General features: G+C 53.9%; 16 protein-coding genes. 1 reads left to right on the top strand and 15 read right to left on the bottom strand.

The window, feature by feature from the left end:
- Positions 1-29 precede the first annotated feature (29 nt).
- The 10 genes from VGJ94_14720 to VGJ94_14675 form a co-directional block, all read right to left on the bottom strand.
- Complete coding sequence (locus VGJ94_14720; protein ID HEY3277868.1) at positions 30-1,736, bottom strand: 4Fe-4S binding protein; 1,707 nt, start codon at positions 1,734-1,736, stop codon at positions 30-32.
- Positions 1,733-2,404, bottom strand: coding sequence for a heterodisulfide reductase-related iron-sulfur binding cluster (locus VGJ94_14715; protein HEY3277867.1), 672 nt, complete (start codon positions 2,402-2,404; stop codon positions 1,733-1,735). Before VGJ94_14715 ends, VGJ94_14720 begins: the two co-directional genes overlap by 4 nt.
- Complete coding sequence (locus tag VGJ94_14710) at positions 2,401-2,880, bottom strand: 4Fe-4S dicluster domain-containing protein (protein ID HEY3277866.1); 480 nt, start codon at positions 2,878-2,880, stop codon at positions 2,401-2,403. The genes VGJ94_14715 and VGJ94_14710 overlap by 4 nt, the downstream gene beginning before the upstream one ends.
- A gap of 37 nt (positions 2,881-2,917) precedes the next feature.
- A complete protein-coding gene (locus tag VGJ94_14705; GenBank protein ID HEY3277865.1) occupies positions 2,918-3,871 on the bottom strand; it encodes a 4Fe-4S dicluster domain-containing protein in 954 nt (317 codons plus the stop codon).
- On the bottom strand, positions 3,861-4,268 hold the full coding sequence (locus tag VGJ94_14700; protein HEY3277864.1) for a hydrogenase iron-sulfur subunit: 408 nt from the start codon (positions 4,266-4,268) through the stop codon (positions 3,861-3,863). Before VGJ94_14700 ends, VGJ94_14705 begins: the two co-directional genes overlap by 11 nt.
- A 167-nt stretch (positions 4,269-4,435) precedes the next feature.
- A complete protein-coding gene (locus VGJ94_14695) occupies positions 4,436-6,124 on the bottom strand; it encodes a CoB--CoM heterodisulfide reductase iron-sulfur subunit A family protein (protein HEY3277863.1) in 1,689 nt (562 codons plus the stop codon).
- A gap of 15 nt (positions 6,125-6,139) precedes the next feature.
- Positions 6,140-8,842, bottom strand: coding sequence for an FAD-dependent oxidoreductase (locus tag VGJ94_14690; protein HEY3277862.1), 2,703 nt, complete (start codon positions 8,840-8,842; stop codon positions 6,140-6,142).
- Positions 8,842-9,771, bottom strand: a complete 930-nt coding sequence (locus VGJ94_14685; protein HEY3277861.1) for an electron transfer flavoprotein subunit alpha/FixB family protein — start codon at positions 9,769-9,771, stop codon at positions 8,842-8,844. The genes VGJ94_14690 and VGJ94_14685 overlap by 1 nt, the downstream gene beginning before the upstream one ends.
- A complete protein-coding gene (locus tag VGJ94_14680; protein ID HEY3277860.1) occupies positions 9,768-10,544 on the bottom strand; it encodes an electron transfer flavoprotein subunit beta/FixA family protein in 777 nt (258 codons plus the stop codon). The genes VGJ94_14685 and VGJ94_14680 overlap by 4 nt, the downstream gene beginning before the upstream one ends.
- Complete coding sequence (locus VGJ94_14675; GenBank protein ID HEY3277859.1) at positions 10,541-11,635, bottom strand: (Fe-S)-binding protein; 1,095 nt, start codon at positions 11,633-11,635, stop codon at positions 10,541-10,543. The genes VGJ94_14680 and VGJ94_14675 overlap by 4 nt, the downstream gene beginning before the upstream one ends.
- A gap of 386 nt (positions 11,636-12,021) precedes the next feature.
- Between VGJ94_14675 and VGJ94_14670 the strand changes: the two genes are divergently transcribed.
- On the top strand, positions 12,022-13,164 hold the full coding sequence (locus VGJ94_14670) for an acyl-CoA dehydrogenase family protein (protein HEY3277858.1): 1,143 nt from the start codon (positions 12,022-12,024) through the stop codon (positions 13,162-13,164).
- Positions 13,165-13,237: 73 nt separating this feature from the next.
- Here the strand turns inward: VGJ94_14670 and VGJ94_14665 are convergent, their stop codons facing one another.
- The 5 genes from VGJ94_14665 to VGJ94_14645 form a co-directional block, all read right to left on the bottom strand.
- On the bottom strand, positions 13,238-14,383 hold the full coding sequence (locus tag VGJ94_14665) for an acyl-CoA dehydrogenase family protein (GenBank protein ID HEY3277857.1): 1,146 nt from the start codon (positions 14,381-14,383) through the stop codon (positions 13,238-13,240).
- 482 nt (positions 14,384-14,865) lie between these two features.
- On the bottom strand, positions 14,866-16,167 hold the full coding sequence (locus VGJ94_14660) for a TRAP transporter large permease (GenBank protein ID HEY3277856.1): 1,302 nt from the start codon (positions 16,165-16,167) through the stop codon (positions 14,866-14,868).
- On the bottom strand, positions 16,160-16,648 hold the full coding sequence (locus tag VGJ94_14655) for a TRAP transporter small permease subunit (GenBank protein ID HEY3277855.1): 489 nt from the start codon (positions 16,646-16,648) through the stop codon (positions 16,160-16,162). The genes VGJ94_14660 and VGJ94_14655 overlap by 8 nt, the downstream gene beginning before the upstream one ends.
- Before the next feature lie 71 nt (positions 16,649-16,719).
- Positions 16,720-17,745, bottom strand: a complete 1,026-nt coding sequence (locus VGJ94_14650; GenBank protein HEY3277854.1) for a TRAP transporter substrate-binding protein — start codon at positions 17,743-17,745, stop codon at positions 16,720-16,722.
- Between the two features lie 362 nt (positions 17,746-18,107).
- Positions 18,108-18,343, bottom strand: a 236-nt coding sequence (locus VGJ94_14645) for a TRAP transporter large permease subunit (GenBank protein ID HEY3277853.1), incomplete at its 5' end; no start/stop codon positions are given.

The raw sequence follows: 18,343 nt of genomic DNA, 5'->3' as shown, positions 1-18,343 counted from the left end.
TCCCCTGCAACCCCCCTGGCCCCCTTTCCTCAGCTCGCTTCGGGATAGCTTATTACATCCGACGGGCACGTGGATGCGCAGAGGCCGCATCCCACACAGGTGTCCTCTTTCACGTGGGCGACAGGCACCCTGGAGACGGTACGGGGGCCGAAGACCGCGATACTTTTCTCTTCGATACGGATCTCGATCGCACTATGGGGACATGCATCTTTGCACGAGCCGCAACCGGAGCAGCGCTCCTCGTTGACCGCGGGCAATACCCGCTCCTCCTCCCGGTCAAGGAGCATTTCACCGAGGGCGCCGTAAACTTCCCGCTCCTCCCATCTTTTCTCGCGGGGATGTCTGATAAAGCCTGCATGATATCTCTTCCGTCCCCATTTGGTGGGCGACCACCTCAGCTGGGGCTCCGACCTGTAGAGAGAAAGAAATTCCCTGTCCCTGAAAAGAGGTTCGTAATCATCCGATTTCACTACAAGCTGTGCTTCGAGCGAAAGGTTTCTCCCTGAGATATGGATACTTTCTCCATCGAAGGTTATCTGCTCGCCCTCTTCCAAGTGGATGAAGAAGACCCCATCCCGTCTCGCCTTTTCATATTCCAATTCCGCAAGGGACGGGGTCACGAGATTTTTCGTGACCACATACACCTTCTTTCCTTTCCGGATCAGAGCGGCAGCAATCCTGATGAACCTGGAAGAGAGGTATTCGGCGAAAAAAGCCATTGAAGGCTCCCCCGAACCGATAAAGAAAAGATAGGAATCCTTATCCTCCGGTATTACAAGCTCGGGCTCGGGCTCCCGGTAGATCAGCTCCGAATGTTCCTCTTTACCCAAGGCACGTATGGCGGCGCCGAAGCCCGTAAGAATGGAATCTTTGATGTTCATGGGTTCGAGTGCCCCTCCGGAGACAAAAAGGCCCGGGGCATCGGCGGCCAGCGGCGTCTCCTCTTTCACGAATCCATATTCATTGAGGGTAAAACCGAAAAGCCCGCTCAGCCTCACGAGCTCCTTATTAGGACGCAAGCCTATGGCAAGGACCACATAATTGAACCGCTCAACATGGAGGGTATCGGTATAATAGCGTATCGTGACCCCGTCTTCGTCTTCGTCGAAATACCTTGTATTGGCCCGGACAAAACCCACACCATTGTCCCGATACAATTTCTCCAGATAGAATTCCTGTCCGAAAAAGCGGAGGTCGTTATAGAACACCTTGATCTCGGGGGCGCTCCTCTGAAGGGTCCACTTGATTTCCCGAAGCGAATAGGAGCAGCAGACCGAGGAGCACAGAGGGTATTCCTCCGAGCGGGAGCCCACGCAGAGCACAAATGCGATCTTTTCAAAATCAGGAGGCAGCTCGCCATTCCTTTGGTCGATAAGGGCGTCATATTCGAGGCTCGTGAGCACCCTCTTCCCTTTGTATCGGGCGGGATCGTAAGGCGTGAGGCCTGTGGAGATGATTATCTTTTCTGCCTCGAGAGTCTCCCCGTCGTCCAGGGTCACCAAAAAACCGTCTTTTTTCTTCACGGAGTCTATGCCGCGGCCCGTGATCACCCTCAGGCGGGGATTATCTTTTATCTCGTCAAAGAAAGTGGAAAATCCGACCCTGCAATTGGCGATACGAGCCATGAGTCCCCCCGTCGCCGGAGAAGATTCGAGGATCGTCGCCTCGCCGCCCCCTTTAAGAATCACCTTTGCGGCGGAAATGCCGCTTATGCCGCCGCCGATTATGAGTATCATAGCGTCTTTTGCTCTCCCATGACGTAAAGTATCAGGTCCGTAAGATAGATTACCTTCTTCTCTTTCGAGAAAGTGTGGAGCGCCATATGGCAAAGGGGACAGAAGACCACGACCGTTCCCTTCGACTGATCGAGAATCAGGGTGGAGAGCCTTGCGGTCGCCCATTTATTCGCAAAAAACTGGTTCCCTCCGCAGCAGCGATCCTTTATCTTCTCCCCACCAACTTCTCCCCCGAAGGAGGTGATCAACTCCTCCATAATGTTCCTGTTTTTGATCGCCGTCCCCTCAGGCCTCAGGAGCACACAGCCGTAATAAGGGGTAAAGACCATGCCCTTCAAGTCTCTGGAAGCCTTTATATCCACTTTATCTAGGAGCTCGAGAGGGTTCAGGATGGTGAAAGCCCCTTCCCCGTCCGCCTCTTTGAGATTTTTGTAGCATGCAGGACAGGGGGCGACAATCTCTTTCATGGCCCCGGCTTTCGTAAGGTTTTGTTTCGAAAAAGAGACGAGCTCGCTTCGATCCCCATATTCCAGTGCGCCGCAGCAGTTCCAATCGGGTATCTCCCTCAAAGTATGGCCGAGGTGCTTCAGGACTTGCTTCACCCCTTTGTCGAGCTTACGGGCAGAGCCCGTCAAAGAACAGCCGGGATAGTATCCGTATTCCATCATGACCCGCCTTTCACTTTATGGGGCAGATGGATGCTCATGTACCCCGTCCATTTCATCATATGCTTGATATATCCTTCCTTGAAGAGAAAAGGCACGGACATCAAGAAAACGTAAGGCTCGTACACCCTGCCCCAGATTCTCACCGATCCTTTGAAGGCTTTTTCGAAGGGAGATGCGATCTCCAGGGACTCCCGCAAACCCCGGACTATCTCGGGTATCCTGATCTTCCACGGACAGGCATCGGTGCACCGGTAGCAGCTCGTACAGTAACGCACAAGGGGATTATCCGCCGATATTTCCTCACCGAGAAAGAGGCGGACGAGAAGCTCCTGGGGGTTCACCATGATGTCGGCATTATGGGGATCTTTGCCCAGGTCGTTCACCGTGCAGACGGAGGCGCAGATCCTGCATCCCATGCAAACCGAGAGATCTTCTTTCTTATGCCCCGCGAGTCCTATGATCGCATCGATCTGCATTTAAACCCGCCTTAAGGGAATGGGTTCCCTGTATGTGTCAATCTTCCGCATCTTTTAATTCATCCTCTTGAAACGAGAGATAGGGAATCTCCTCTTCGAGGCTTCTCCCCGACATGTAAGAGAACATGGACTGGAGCCTTTCGGAAACGCCTTTGAAATATTTCGTGAGGGGGATACCCTGGGGACATGCCTCCTCGCAGGCGCCGCAGCCTACGCATACCTGGGACACATGGAACATCCGGATCATGTGAAAAAGCTCTTTGCCCTGGGGCATCTCAAGGGAGCCGGACCTGAACACCTTGTTCAGGAGCGCGTCCCCTTTCGGCAGGTACTCGTCGCCGTTGAAGACGCAGTCGATGCAGTAGCAGACGGGACACATAGCCTTACAGTTCCGGCACATGATGCAATGGGCCAATTCTTCGGAGAAGGCTTCCATATTGGTGGAGAACTTCTCCGTCCCCCTCTCTTCCTTGTCGGGAAAGGGTGGTATCTCTTCGGCTTCCCCCTCTATGAGCCTTGTAAACTCCTCACCCTTTTCGGTGTACGGGAGAAGCCAGGGAACGCCTTTTGCATCGAACCTTATGCCTGCGTCGCCGATAACTCCCCGTTTTTCCCTGCATGATTGGCACGCGGTACGGGGCTTTCCAGGATCTTTTAAAGAGGAGGCGCCCGCACAGTCGATGGAGACGGCGACGATCTTTTCCGCTTCGATCTGGTTCAGCTTGACCAGTTCATGGTATGCCCGGATTTCACAAGGCCTCAGCATGAGGATAATCTCCGCCCCCTTGGAGAAGAGGCGGCGCAGGTAGAGTGCGCCGTTTGCGGAGAAGAATGGGTTTACAAGAGTGAAGCCCTTGAGATCATTCTTGAAGATCCGATGGCCCACTTCCTTCCCCTTCTCTTCGAATCCCAGGACCAGATGGGAGTCATCCTCCAGGAATTTGCCGAGGGTCCGTTCCAGGGCGACCTTGCCGATCATTTTACCCAGCATTTTTCTTTTCCTTTATGTCCCCATACATGGCAGTTACCTTTTCTACGAATCGCCTCGCTTCCGCGGCGCTTACCCAGAAGAGGCGGAGCTTATCTTTCATAGAGAAAGCATCGAACATCTCTTTCAGGGCGGCTATTTTCCTCCGTGTAAAGTAGTTCCCTTTAATAAAATGGCAGTCGCCCGGATGACAACCCGCCACAAAGGCGCCATCCGCGCCGTCCAATATGGCCTTGATCACAAAAGCAGGATCGACCCTGCTCGAACAGGGCACCTGGATGAGCTTTATTCCATCGGGATACTTCATACGAAGGCTCCCCGCCATCTCCGAAGCCTTAAAAGTGCAAAAAGAGCAGGCAAAACCCACGATCTCAGGATTCTTCTCTTTCTCTTCCGTCATTATGCCTCCTTGAAGAACCGGTCGTTGGTATAGTCGTTAGTCGTCAGTTAAAACCTATACTCTCGCCCGTGCTTTTTTCTACCAACGACTATATACCAACGACTATCGACTGCCTCTCTACTAACAACTATATACTAACGACTAACGACTGCCTTTCTAACTAGCTACTAGAGACTAGCTACTAGCGACTGCCCCTCAATCATTGCTCCTATTTCGTCATCTATCGCACTGTCCATATGCCCCTTCAGACTGATCGATGAAGAGGGACAGGTGGCGTTGCAGAGGCCGCAGCCCATGCAGGCCGCTTCTTCCACGTGGGCGATCCTTTTTTGTTCATCATATTTTATTGCTTTGGCCACACAGGCTTGCTCGCACATCCGGCAGCCGCTGCATCTTTTGGGATCGACCCACGATATGAACGGATCGACAAAGGCGTATCCCAGGTTCAGAAATCCGAATAGCTTGAGCGCCGATGCCCTGCCGTGATTGATCGATTCCTCCATGTCCTTGGGGCCCGAGCATGTGCCCGCGATAAAGATGCCTTTTACCGCCGTGTCGAAGGGCCTCAGTTTTATGTGGGCCTCGAGGAAAAACTTGTCCTTGTCGAGAGTTACCTTGAGGAGGGATGAGATGAGCTTACTGTCCTCCGGGGACGACATGCCTGTAGAGAGTACGGCATAGTCGAATTCCCGTTCGAAAGTCTCCCCCAAAAGGGTATCCTCTCCTCTCAAAAGCAGTCCCCCGGACGAGGGAATGATCTCACCGATATTGGATCTCGTAAAGAGCACCCCCAGTTCCTGGGTCTCTTCGAAAAACTCCTCCCCGCCTTTGGGATGGGCGCGCATATCCATGTAAAAGGACTCCACATACGCGTCCGGGTGCCTGACTTTTATGGCATTAGCCGCCCGCAATGCATTGATGCAGCATACCCGGGAGCAATAGGGCTTATTGACCTGCTCGTCCCTCGAGCCCACGCAGTGGAGTATGGCGACCCGCGGGTCTTTGGACAGCCCCTCCTTCCTTTCCTCGAATTCGAGGGTGGTCATGATCCTGTCGTCCCTGCCGTAGTTCAGCTCCGGCTTCAACCGGGGGTCGAAAGGTGAAAAACCGACCGCCACGATGACCCCTCCCGCCACAACTGTTTTGACTCCCCCGGGGGTATTCAGGGTTGCCTGATAATTACCGAAAAAGCCTTCGAAGGCGCTCAGGGTGGTAGACGTGAAGATCTCCACATTTTCCATTATCCCGAGCTCACTTACCATCGGATCGATCACCGCCGATTTCCCATCCTCCCTCGCAGGCCAGATATTCTTAAGCGCCCCCACGTGCCCCCCGAGGTGATCTGCCTTTTCCACGAGGTACACTTTCATGCCCATCCTCGATAGAAACAGGGCCGCACTGAGGCCCGAGACGCCTCCCCCGATGATGAGCGCAGATTTGACTACGTCGACCTTTTTCTCTTCCAGAGGCACGTAATGGGCGGAGGCGTAGAGTCCTGCCTTGATGAGCTTTATTGCCTTTTCCGTATTGGGTCCGGGATCATCTCCCACCCACGAGCAGTGCTCCCGTATGCCCACCCTGCGGAGAAGAAAGGGGTTGAGATTCGATTTTTTGAGTAGATCTTTGAATAGCTCGCCATGGAGAGACGGGGTGCACGATGCGATGAGCACGCGGTCGAGGCCATGTTTCTTTATGGCTTCTTCGATCATGTCCTGTCCCGGCTCGGAGCAGACGAAGGGATAATCCTCGGAGACGACCACGGTCGGAAAGTCCTTGAAGAAGCGGCTCACTTTCTTCACATCTACCGTATGTTTGATATTATGCCCGCAGTGGCAGATGAAAATCCCCGTCCTCACCTGCGTTCTTCTCCTTCAGTTTCCAAAGACCCTCTCCTCGTGGATATACTCCATGCATCGTGCCGCTGCTTCACCGCCGGAGGCCACGGTATCGGGAACGTCTTTCGGACCCGAGGCCATGCCGCAGGCGAATATGCCTTTCACGTTCGTCCGGGAAGGATGGATCGATGTTACTTTGACGAATCCGTATTCATCCTTTTCCACGGACATAATGTCGAGGAGCTTCTCAGTCTCTTTGCGGGGCCTCACGCCGGTGGCCAGCACCACGACGTCCACCTCTATCTCCCGAAGCTCCCCGCTCAGCATATCCTCTACCCTGACGAGGAGCCCCTCCGCGGTTTTCGAGATCTCTCCCGGAATGCCCCTTATATAGGAGGCGCCGCTCTCCTGGGTGCTCTTGTAAAATTCCTCATAGTTTTTGCCGTAAGCCCTCACATCGATGTAAGAAACGTACACCTCCGCGTCGGGAATCCTGTCCTTCACGATGCTCGCATGTTTTGCCGTATACATGCAGCAGACCCTGGAGCAAAAACGGGCGCCGCTCTGACGGTCTCTGGAGCCGACGCATTGGATGAAAAAGAAACGTTTGGGGGTCTTTCCCTGGATGAGGATGTCGCCCCCAGTAGGGCCCGTGACGGAGCAGATGCGCTCGAACTCTATGCCCGTCACCACTCCGGGCAATGTTCCATAGCCATATTCTCCCTTTTCCGTCGGATCGTAAAGGTCGAAGCCGGGGGCAAGGACGATGCTGTCGAAATATTGCTCCACGACCTCATCTTTCATGGCATAATCGATTGCGTGAACATCGCAGCGCTTCGCGCATTCCCCGCATTCGATGCACCCATCGATCGCGCCCGCGAGACAACGGGAAGCTTCAGAAATCGCTTCCCCCGGGCTGAACCCTAGGGTAACTTCAGCAAATCCCGCAGTCCTTTCCGGCACGGGAAGCTCCGGCATAGCGAGCCTCTCCTCCCTCGCGAATCTTTGCGACAGAGCGGAAAGCTCGTCGTCTGGGAGCGCCTGAGGTTCCGGTTCCGGCTCAGAAATAATCTCTTCGCCCTTAAGAAACTTCCCTATAGAGCGCGCGGCCTTTTTGCCTGCGGCGATGGCGTCCACCACGTAGGCCGGTCCCGTGGTCACGTCGCCTCCGGCAAAGACGTCTTCCAGGCTTGTGGCACCCGTTGGGTCCGCGATGATGGTCCCGCTCCTGCTGCGTGCCAATCCCGAAGCAAAAGAGGTCTCCACGGCCTGACCGAGGGCGGTGATGACCGCATCCACAGAAAGGGTAAATTCCGATCCTTCCATAGGCTGGGGACGCCTCCTGCCGCTCTGGTCGGGGTCGCCCAGTTTCATGCGAATGCATTCTATGGCGAGCCTGTTGCCCTCTTTACGGAAACGCACTGGAGCAGCGAGAAACTCTATGGCGATGCCTTCGTGCAGCATGGCCTCTATCTCTTCTTCCGCGGCGGGCATTTCATCCCTGGTCCTCCGGTATATAACGATAACTGATTCACTTCCCAGACGTTTTGCGGTCCTCCCGCAGTCTACCGCCGTATTGCCGCCGCCTATAACGGCGGTTACTTTGCCCGGGGCGAGAACCTCGGAGCTGCGGGCGGACCTGAGAAAGCGGAGGCCGTCTATGACGCCTAGCAGGTTTTCCCCTTCTATCCCGGGGAGGAGACCCACCGGCGCACCCGCGGCGATAAAGACCGCATCGAATCTCTCCCTGAGGCCGGCAAGGGTAATCTCTTCTCCTATCCGCACGCCGCACGCGATCGTGACACCCAGTCGCTCGATATAATCTATCTCCCGGTCGAGCTCCTTCCTGGGCAGCCTGTATTCCGGTATGGCATAGCGCATCATGCCCCCCGGTTCGGGAAGGGCTTCATAGACCGTTACATCGTGGCCATTGAGGGCAAGATCGTGGGCACAGGCGAGCCCGGCGGGGCCGGCGCCTACGACGGCAATCTTTTTCTCCGTCCGCTGCACCTGCGGGATTGTAAGGTTCGCGGGATCGAACTGGTCGACGGCAAAGCGCTTGAGGTCCCGGATTGCCACGGGGTGATCGAGCTGACCCCTGTTGCAGGCCTTTTCGCAGGGTGCGTAGCATACCCTCCCGCATGCGGAGGGAAAGGGGTTGGTTTCCCTGATGAGGAGATAGGCATCATTGAACCTCCCCTCCCGGATATGCTTCACGTATCCGAGCACGTTCGTATGAACCGGGCATGCGTCGACGCAGGCAGCTTTGCAGGGCCGGTCTTCGCGCTTATCGATGGAGGCCTTATTAGGTATGGCCTGGGGAAAGGGAATGTAGACCGCTTTTCTCGAGCCCGTCCCCATGTTGAATTCACTCTTCATGACCACGGGACAGAAGACGGAGCAGCTCCCGCAGGCATTGCATTTCGTCGTGTCTACAAACCGGGCCTTCTTATGAATGGTCACGAGAAAGCCTTTTTCCTCCTTTTTTACGGCCCGGGGCATGGCCCACGAGAGAAGCTCGATCCTCTTCTGAAGGGCCACTTCCACCATTTTGGGCGACAGGGTACAGGTAGAGCAGTCGAGGGTGGGGAAAGTTTTATCGAGCTGAATCATCCTCCCCCCTATGGATGGCCCCTCTTCGAGCATGGTGACCCTCACCCCGCACGAGGCGAGCTCCAGGGCGGCGGTGATCCCGCCTATACCCCCACCGACTACAAGGACCCTCTTCTCGTCGTTCATTATCCCCTGACGATATCCTTAAGTTTATCCCTCACCTTATGCACATCGCTCACAATACCGAAATGGGCATATTGAAAAATTGGCGCTTCCGGATCTTTATTGACCGCGATGATGCACTCCGAATCTTTCATCCCCGCGATGTGCTGAAACGCCCCGCTTATGCCCATGGCGAGATAGACCTTAGGCTTTACCGTCTTGCCCGAGGTGCCCACCTGCCGGACCTTGGGAAGCCACATCTTGTCGATGACAGGGCGCGAGCCGGAGAGCACTGCCCTGAGAATCCCGGCGAGCTCTTCATAATCGGCGATCTCGTCCTTGCTTCCTATGCCCCTTCCCACGGAAAGGAGGAATTCAGCCTTCGTGATGTCGATCTCGCCCTTCTCCTCTTCCACATAACCGAGGAACGTCCGCTCGCCTCCTGCGGCCACAGCCTCCATGGCCTCCGTGGCGGGTATTTTCGTGACCGCGAACTCCTTGAAGCTCCCGCTCCGCACGGTCGCTATGAATTGTCCTTCTCCTTTCACTTTGAATTCTCCGAAGATCTTGTCCGAATAATAGCTTTTGAAGAAGACGGCCCGCTCTTTGTCGTAGGCAGATAAATCGGTGATAAGAGGGAGGCCGAGTTTCCCTGCACTATACGAGGCAAGCTCCGTGCCCGAGGAAGATGAGGTGAAAATCACCGCGTCCGGCTTTCCCTTCAGTTCCGTTACTTTTTGTATGAGGGTGGACATAAAAAGAGGGTTCAGGAAAGTTGCCTCTTCCACCGGGACTTTGAGCACGCGCTCCGTAATGGGGGGGATCTCATAGGGGCCTTCCGGGATAAGGAGCACCGTTTCTTTTTGGAGAAGGGAGGCAAAGCCCGCTGAGTCGAGGTTCCTCTCTTCGAAAATGCCTTTTCGCACTTCGGCGACGATCAGCGCGTAGCTCATTGGTATACCCCCTTTTCTTTTAAGATCCCGAGAAGGTCTTTGCATACCGCATCGAGCTCTCCCGCGAGCATCCGGGCCCCTCCTTTTTTCGGCGGATAGACCCATCTCTCCACTTCGATAAGCCTGGGGGCGTCATTATATACTTCAGCCTCATAGACCTTGCGCTCGACCTTGGATGCTTTTCTCACCCCCATGATCGATACGTACCGGGGTTCATTGATCCCGCTCTGTATAGCAAGTATTGCGGGAAGGGAGACCCTTATCTTCTCCTGGAGCCCCCCTTCAAGCTCCCTTCGCACGATGACGTACTCTTTTTCGATCTCATCGATGCCAATCACCATGGAAACGTAAGGGAGGTCGAGCTTTGCCGCGAGGATCCCTCCCATGGCGGCGAACTGGTCGTCTTCCGACTGGACGCCCGTAAATATCAGATCAAAGGGGATATTTTCTTTCTTTATGAAATTACAGGCAATGGCAGCCCTCTGAGAAGGGTCGTGAAGCGGTTCCGTGAGTTGAAGGAGAGAGCCGTTGTGGGCTCCCATGGCAATGGCTCTCCGCAGCACCTCATCCGATTCCCGGTCCCCCATGGAGATGGCGGTTACCGTGCCCTCAGTCTTCTCCGCGATGCGTACCGCCTCCTCCACCGAGTAATTGTCCCAATCATTCACCTTGAAAGGGATTTTGGCAAGATCAATCCCCTTCCCGTCATCGATGATGCGCACTTCCTCTTCCTGGGTTGCGGGAACTCTTTTGGTAAAGACCAGTAAGTTCATATTCCCTCCATGAGTATCTCGGATATTTCCCTGACGATAAGCCCTTTCTCCGTGGCCGGGTCCTCCAGGGTCATCACGCAAAAGGGGCAGCTTGTGGCGATTACCTCCGCCCCTCTCATTAACGCCTCGGTCACCCGTATCTCACTGTTTCGCGGGGAGGTCGTCTCGGTTTCGTAAAACATTCTCCCTCCTCCGCCTTCGCAGCAAAGGGAAGTCTCTCGCGAGCGGGAGAATTCAAGAAGCTCGAGGCCCGGTATCGATTTCAGGATCTTCCTGGGCGCGTCGAAAATGCCGTTTTGCTTACCCAAAAAACAGGGATCGTGATAGATCACCTTTTTTTCGAAAGGGGTATTGATGGTAATCAAGCCCTCCTCGATCAAAGGGGCCACAAGCTCCGTATAATGGGAGACGGTGATACCGAGCTCGCCGTACTCTTTCTTGAGGCCATTCATACAATGGGGCGACAGGGCAATGATCTCCTTTACCCCGTATTCCTCGAAGACCGCCTTATTCTCTTCCCGCAGCTCCTCGAAAAGGCCCGACTCGCCGATCCTGCGGATCTCATTGCCGCAACAGGCTTCCTCTTCCCCGAGGATGCCGAACTCCACTCCGCCCATTCGCAATATCTTCGCCACATTGGAAGGGATTACCATGCACCGGGGGTCATAGGCCTGGATGCAGCAGGTGAAAAGGAGCCTTTTTGATGCCGTATCGCGTACGTGAGGGATATCCATATCGAGCTTGTCGGCCCACGCGCCCCTCTTCGCCCTGGAGCGGCCCCACGGGTTCTTCTGGACAAAGGTATTCTCAAGGGCCTTCTGAATCGACACAGGTATCTGCCCGTCTTCCACGAGCTGTGATCTCACATCGATAATGATTTCGGAGGGTTTAACGTCGCGGGGGCACCGCAATGTGCAGGCGCCGCAGGAGGTGCAGTACCACGGGATCGACTCTTCTATTCCCTGCTTGAACTGCCTCCGCCTGACGAGCATCCTTATATTGAAGGGAGTCCTTCCCGATTCCGGACAGCTCCCCGTGCACTTCCCGCATTGGATACAGGTAAGGAGCCTGCTGGTCTGCTGCTCACCCATTATGGCGACCTCCGATGAACCGTTTTTCTGCTTTCCCAGGTCCATTGCAACATGAATGCCATGAGGCTATTTTCGCACAATAACACGTGTTTTCCCCCTAAGGCGGATCGGGATGGTTCATAAAAGAGACTACTTTGTATACAATAGTAAATTATTTATACACAATGGACAAAAATCGAATCCAGCCTCGCAGGCTAAATTGTCCGATTATCAGGCATCCTTTCTCCTGGCACTGAATTTGCTGGGCGAGTAACAGACAAACACGAACAGGTGAGATGAACTCAGACCGATTTTTCCTGGAAATCACTTATTTGAAAGAAATCGTTCCGAAGAATAGAGGTTTAACGTATCCCACGGGAGAGTAAAAATCGAGAAAGGAGAACTGAATGGAACTTACTCACGAACAGCGGGACATCAAGATGGCGGCAAGGGAGTTTGCAGAGAAAGAGTTCACCGATATCGCCAGGGTGCTGGATGAGGAGGAGCGGTTCGACGACAGGCTATGGAAAAAGGCGGCGGAACTCGGCTTTCTCGGGGTCTTTATTGACGAAAAATATGGTGGGGCCGGCCTCGGGCAGCTGGACCAGGCACTGATTATAGAAGAATTCGGCAGGGTGGACGGGGGGATAGGCCAGACCCTAATCGCCACTTACTTCGGTACCCAGATGATACTGGCTGTGGGAACGGAAGAACAGAAACAGAAGTACCTCCCCAAAGTCGTAAGCGGGGAATGGAGGGCGGGTATGGCTTCCACGGAGCCGGATGTGGGAAGCGATGTGGCGTCCATCGCCACGACCGCGATAAAAGATGGCGATGAATATGTATTGAACGGCAACAAGATGTTCATCACGAATGGGAGCCTCGGCGATTTCCTCGTGGTTCTCGCCGTCACAGACCCCGGTAATCCCAGGAAGCATAATCGCTTGAGCACTTTCATCGTGGAAACCAACAGGCCCGGATATGAGGCGAATAAGCTCCACGGGAAGCTCTCCATCAGGTGTTCCGATACCTGTGAAGTAGCGTTCAAGAACCTGAGGATACCCAAGGAAAACCTTCTCGGACCGGAAGGCAGGGGCTTCTATATACTGATGGATTTCTTCAACCGTGCCCGAATCGACATTGGGGGCATCGCCATAGGCACAGCCCAGGGCGCCCTTGACAAGGCCATCGCCCATGTAAAGAAGAGGAAACAATTCGGCGCGCCTCTCGCCGCATTGCCCACGGTGCAGACCAAGATCGCCGATATGGCAACCCTCCTCGAGGCGGGCAGGAGCCTCCTCTATCGGGCCGCCCGTGACCTGGACGAGGGGAACGTAGACCCCTCTCTCATTGCCATGGCCAAATGGTATACCTGCGAGCTTGCAGTCAAGATCTCCGACGAGGCGATCCAGCTCCACGGAGGGTACGGTATCCTCAAGGAATATAACGTGGAGCATTACTGGAGGGATGCAAAGGTTTTCGAGATATTCGAAGGGACCAAGGAAGTGGAGAAAATACTTATCGGAAGAAAGCTGCTGGGAAAATTCTAACCCCTCTAAGAAAGTCTCAAATAGAAGGGGCCCGTATATTTACACGGGCCCCTTCTCATGATATCAGTTTCGATTAAGGATTCAATCCGAGGCTTCTCGCGATGATGAGCTTCATGATCTCGGTTGTTCCCGCAAGGATCGAGAGGGCCCGGACATCGCGGTAGATGCGGCTGATCTTGTACTCTTCCATGTAGCCGTAGCCGCCGTGGAGCTGAACCGACTGATAGGCGATACGGTTGACCATCTCGCCCAGGAAGGCTTTCGCCATGGAGACTCTCGTATTGATATTGTCGCCGTTGCTGTATTCCCGGACCAGGGTCTCGAGGAAATTCCGGCCGATCTCGAGATCGGTGGCCATCTCTGCAAGTTTGAATGCATTATGCTGAAAATTAGCGATGGGCTTCTTGAAGGCTTCCCTGACTTTCGCATACTCAAGGCCTTCCTTGAACGCCGATTCCGCCATGGCCTGGCATTTTACGCAGACTTCGAGTCTCTCGCGCGCCAGCTTCTCCATCATGTACTTAAAGCCCATGCCTTCCTCGCCCAGCAGGTTCGATGCGGGAACGCGCACATCCGTGTAGGCGAGCTCGGCAGTGTCCTGGGCGTGCTGTCCCATTTTCTCGAGCCTGCGCCGGGTAAGGCCCTCTGCGTCTCCCTCGACCACGATCATGCTGATGCCTTTCTGGCCGATGCTATTCTCCACTTTACAGGCCGTCATGATGATGTCGCATGACATGCCATTGGTGATAAAGGTTTTCTGACCGTTGATTATATAAGAATCACCGTCTTTTACCGCCTTCGTGCGCAGCGAGCCGAGATCTGATCCCGCATCGGGCTCGGTGAGGCCGACGGCGCATATGCCTTCTCCCGTTGTCGTCTTGGGGAGCAGTCTTTTCTTCAGTTCTTCCGTGCCGTAAGAGTAAAGGTAAGGGGTTGCCACATCGCTGTGCAGGGGTACGCCTACATGGAACCCGTCGCCCCATGCCAATTCCTCGTTGATGATGAGGAGAGAATATCTGACATCGAGATCCAAACCACCATACTCTTCAGGCAGCCAGGGGCACAGAAAACCCTGTTTGCCCATCTTCAGCCAGAGTTCTCTGGGTACTACACCGGCTTTTTCCCATTCTTCGCGATGGGGGGTAACCTCTTTCGCCACAAATTTCTTGAACACCTTCCTAAAATCATTTTGTTCCTGGGTTTCTGTAAATAACGGCATACTGTATCTCCTCCTTCTCCGTGATAAGTGAAATATTTTTACTGGTTGCTTTGATCCATGGTCATAGGGATTATCCGGTGCATCCCTGGTCCGTTCCTATCGAATTGAAAAATAAAAGCAATTGCCGTGCCACGATCCGGGGGAATGAAATTTCTTTTCTGAGATCGACCTTTCTTCCGAGAAACATCAACTCCCCTTTATGGTTCCGATCTGTTTTTTGAGGAAGCAGTTGCGCCTTTTCACTACATCACATGTGCCTTTGGAAACATCAATGAATGGATAAAAAAGCTCTGCAATAAGGCGGTTGAATATGCATCGTCGAATACCTGTCTGCACCCAAAATAGTACAATAACGATTTTGGGATGTCAAGAACAATTAATGAGTTTCAATGGTTTCAAGGAATGGGAAGAAAGGATCCGGAAACAACAAGCCCTTCTCGGGGGACCGCTTTACGCGCCGGCCCCCGAGAAGGGCTTCTGTACTATTTCATGAACACGCTCGGCAGATAGAGAATCAGATCGGGAAATGCAAAAAAGAGCAAAATGCAGATCACCAGGGCTATGAGAAACGGGTATACCCCGGCATAAATTATGCTCATCGGCACCTTGGTGATATTCCGTACCACAAAGACGCACATGGCCACCGGCGGGATAACCGATCCCACACAGACGGTGAGGGAGACCATGATGCAGGCCCAGATCGGATCGTACCCCATGGAAAGAATGGCGGGGAAGAATATGGGCGTGGCGAGGATCATGAATGCGAGGTCGTCGATGAAGGAGCCGCCTATGAGGTAGACAAAAAAGATGATGCCCATGATGAAGTGCCGGTGAATAGGCAATGTCACCACCCACTGGGCTACGATATCGGGTATGTTCGTGACGGCAACGAAATGGCCGAGTACATTTGAGCAGGCGACGATGAGGAGCACCATACAGGAGGTACGCAGTGCCTCGAGGATAGAGCGCTTCACCCCTTCGAAATTGATGTCCCTTTTAACGAGGCAGAGGATGAGAACCGCGAAAGTCCCGATGCTGCCTGCTTCGGTAGGAGTGAAAAAGCCTTTCATGAGGCCCCCGATCATGACGCAGAAGATCACGATGGGCCAGATGATAGCCGGCATGGTCTCCATCCGTGCTTTCCAGCTGTAGGTCTCACTGGCCGGGCCTATCTCCGGATTAATTCTCGCCCATCCGAAAATGACTACCAGAAAGAAGAAGGCAAGCATGAGTCCGGGGATTATACCTGCCATGAAGAGCTTGCCGATCGACTGCTGGGTAACGATCCCGAGGATGATGAGAATGACACTCGGGGGGATGAGCACACCCAGGGTACCCACGGTAGCCACGATGCCGGTAGAAAGTTTCTTACTGTAGTTGAAGCGGTCCATCTCAGGAACTGCCACGCTTGCGAAGGTCGCGCAAGTGGCAACCTGGGAGCCGCAGATGGCCTTGAAGACCGTGGCGCCCGCGACGGTTGCCATGGCAAGTCCGCCGGGGATATGCCCTAGGAACCTGTGGGCACTGTCGTAGAGCCGCTTTGCGATACCCGCGTTAAATGCAATCTGCCCCATCAGGACGAAGAGGGGGACTACGGTGAGGCTGTAGGATTCGAGGGCATCGTAGAAGTCATTTGCCAGTATATTCATGGCAGGGCCGGGGCCGACGATGACCGCATAGCCCACCACACCGATGATCGCCATGGCAAAGGCGAGCTCGATGCCTGTCATGAACAAGCCTAATAAGACGATAATTCCAACAATTCCGACGGTTATTTCATCCATTTTCTCTCTCCACGATAAATATCTTGAACACATCTCCGATAAGGGCGAAGACCTCTATGAAGAAGCAGAAGGCCAGCGCACAGGCAGCAGGGAAATAAGGTATGTGGAGGGTCAGGGAGACCTCACCGGTCTTGTAAAGATGGATCCCTTTTTTGAGCAAAAAAACGGCAAGAAGGGAAAAGAGTAAAATCCCCATGATGCGGGTGATAAAAAATACAATATTTTTCACTCGTTCCGTGCGGTTCTCCACGAGGAAGTCCACGCAGACATGGCCTTTGTCCCAGGTCGTTTTTGGTACCGCGAAACCGACAACTATCGCTCCCGAGACGGCCACCAGCTCATAGGTGCCGAGGATCGCACTGCCGAACGCGCGCAGGATCACATCCGCCACCGTAAGGAGCATCATGAAAAAGAGGACGACCCCCGCCAGCGCGTTCATCCAGCCGACGAGCCTCTTAAATAGTGCAAGATATGCGTTCATCAAACCTCCTAAAGAGACGCCGGGGAGTAAGACCCCCCGGCTGTCGTAATGTCTAATATATTTTCAGCTGGTTACTTAATGGGAGGGTTATTCTTCTTTATGAAATCCCGGGCAAACTTCAACACTTCGTCGCCGGGAAGTCCCTTCGCCTTCATATTCTTTAAATATTCGTCGTAGAGGGGCTGAGCCTTCGCAGCCCATCGAGCCTGTTCCTCATCGGAGAGCTTTATGATCTTATTGCCTCTCTTGAGGGAGAACTGCTTGCCGGACTCGTCAATGGCATCCCATACCTTGATCTGCTTCTCGATCCATTCCTGGTTGATCTGCTCGATGATCTTCTGGCTGTCGGGAGGAATGCTGTCCCATTTCTTCTTGTTCATGGCGACCAGGAAAACGGCGGTATACGCAGTTCCGTAGTTCTCCGTCGTATACTTGATTACTTCGCCCAACTTCCAGCCTTCGAGGGCTTCATAGGCGCAGAGCAGGCCGTCGGCGACACCCTTGGAGATGGCGTCATAGGCATCGCCCATAGGCATGGCAACGGGCGTACCGCCGAGGAGTGACATGAAGCGTGCGTTGGAGCCGAAGGTCCTCATCTTCATACCCTTCAGGTCTTCGAGCTTGTTGACCGGTTTACGTGCATGGAGGATGCCGGGGCTCTGGGCGTGAAAGTACATGACCTTCACTTCGTCAAATTCTTTCGGTTTGAACTTCTGAAAATAGGCGTTCGCCAGTCTCGTCGATACCGAGTCGGCATGATATCCCATCGGGTAGTCAAGGACCTCGGTCAGGGGGAACTTGCCCATGGTATAACCGAGGACGATGTTGCCTACGTCTACGACGCCCTGGACGACGCTGTCATAGGTCTGGGCGGGAGGGGTAAGAGTGGCCCCTGCATAATGGCGGACTTTCACTTTGCCGTTGGTTCTCTTCTCTACCTCTTTACACCAGTCGGCCGTGATGACCGCCAGTTTGTGTGTGGGAGGATGGAAAGCGGAGAACCGGAGCGACACGGCTTTGTCCTGAGCTGAAGCGACTGTCACGAACAAACAACTTACTGCAAAGGCCAAGAGCGCAACTGTACTGATACGTTTCATAATACCCCCTTTGAGTAAAATTAGTGTGCCTTGCAACAAAGCATAACAAATTTGTTTTTGTAAACCAAGTAATTAATCGATTGGTCTAAAATACGGATAACCTATCCTGACTTGCAAAGGTGATGCCGGACCATGGGCGCTCGCCGGCAAGGAAGACTTCGACCGCGTATGGAACCCGCGCAGGCGGGAATCGCCCGCAGAGAAAGGGGGTCATGGGGTCTATGTAAATCTGCAGTTATTATCGGGGTTGTACCGCTGCATGCGGCACAGGTGTAGCAATAGGAAACAATTGGATCAAAAAGATCCCGCCCCTTGCATCAGTGGCGGGATCTTTTTGATCCGGTCTATATTTCGGTCCGAAACTATTTCATGAATACGCTTGGCAGATAGAGAATGAGGTCCGGGAAGGCGAAGAACAACAAGATACAGATAATGAGTGCGATGAGGAAGGGGTATACACCCGCATAAATTATGCTCATCGGCACCTTGGTGATATTCCGTACCACAAAGACGCACATGGCCACCGGCGGGATAACCGATCCCACACAGACGGTGAGGGAGACCATGATGCAGGCCCAGATCGGATCGTACCCCATGG

It is taken from the genome of Syntrophorhabdaceae bacterium (genome assembly GCA_036504895.1).
Classification (GTDB): domain Bacteria; phylum Desulfobacterota; class Syntrophorhabdia; order Syntrophorhabdales; family Syntrophorhabdaceae; genus PNOM01.
The sequence above is the reverse complement of the archived record's forward strand: the minus strand, read 5'-3'. Positions and strand labels throughout refer to the sequence as shown.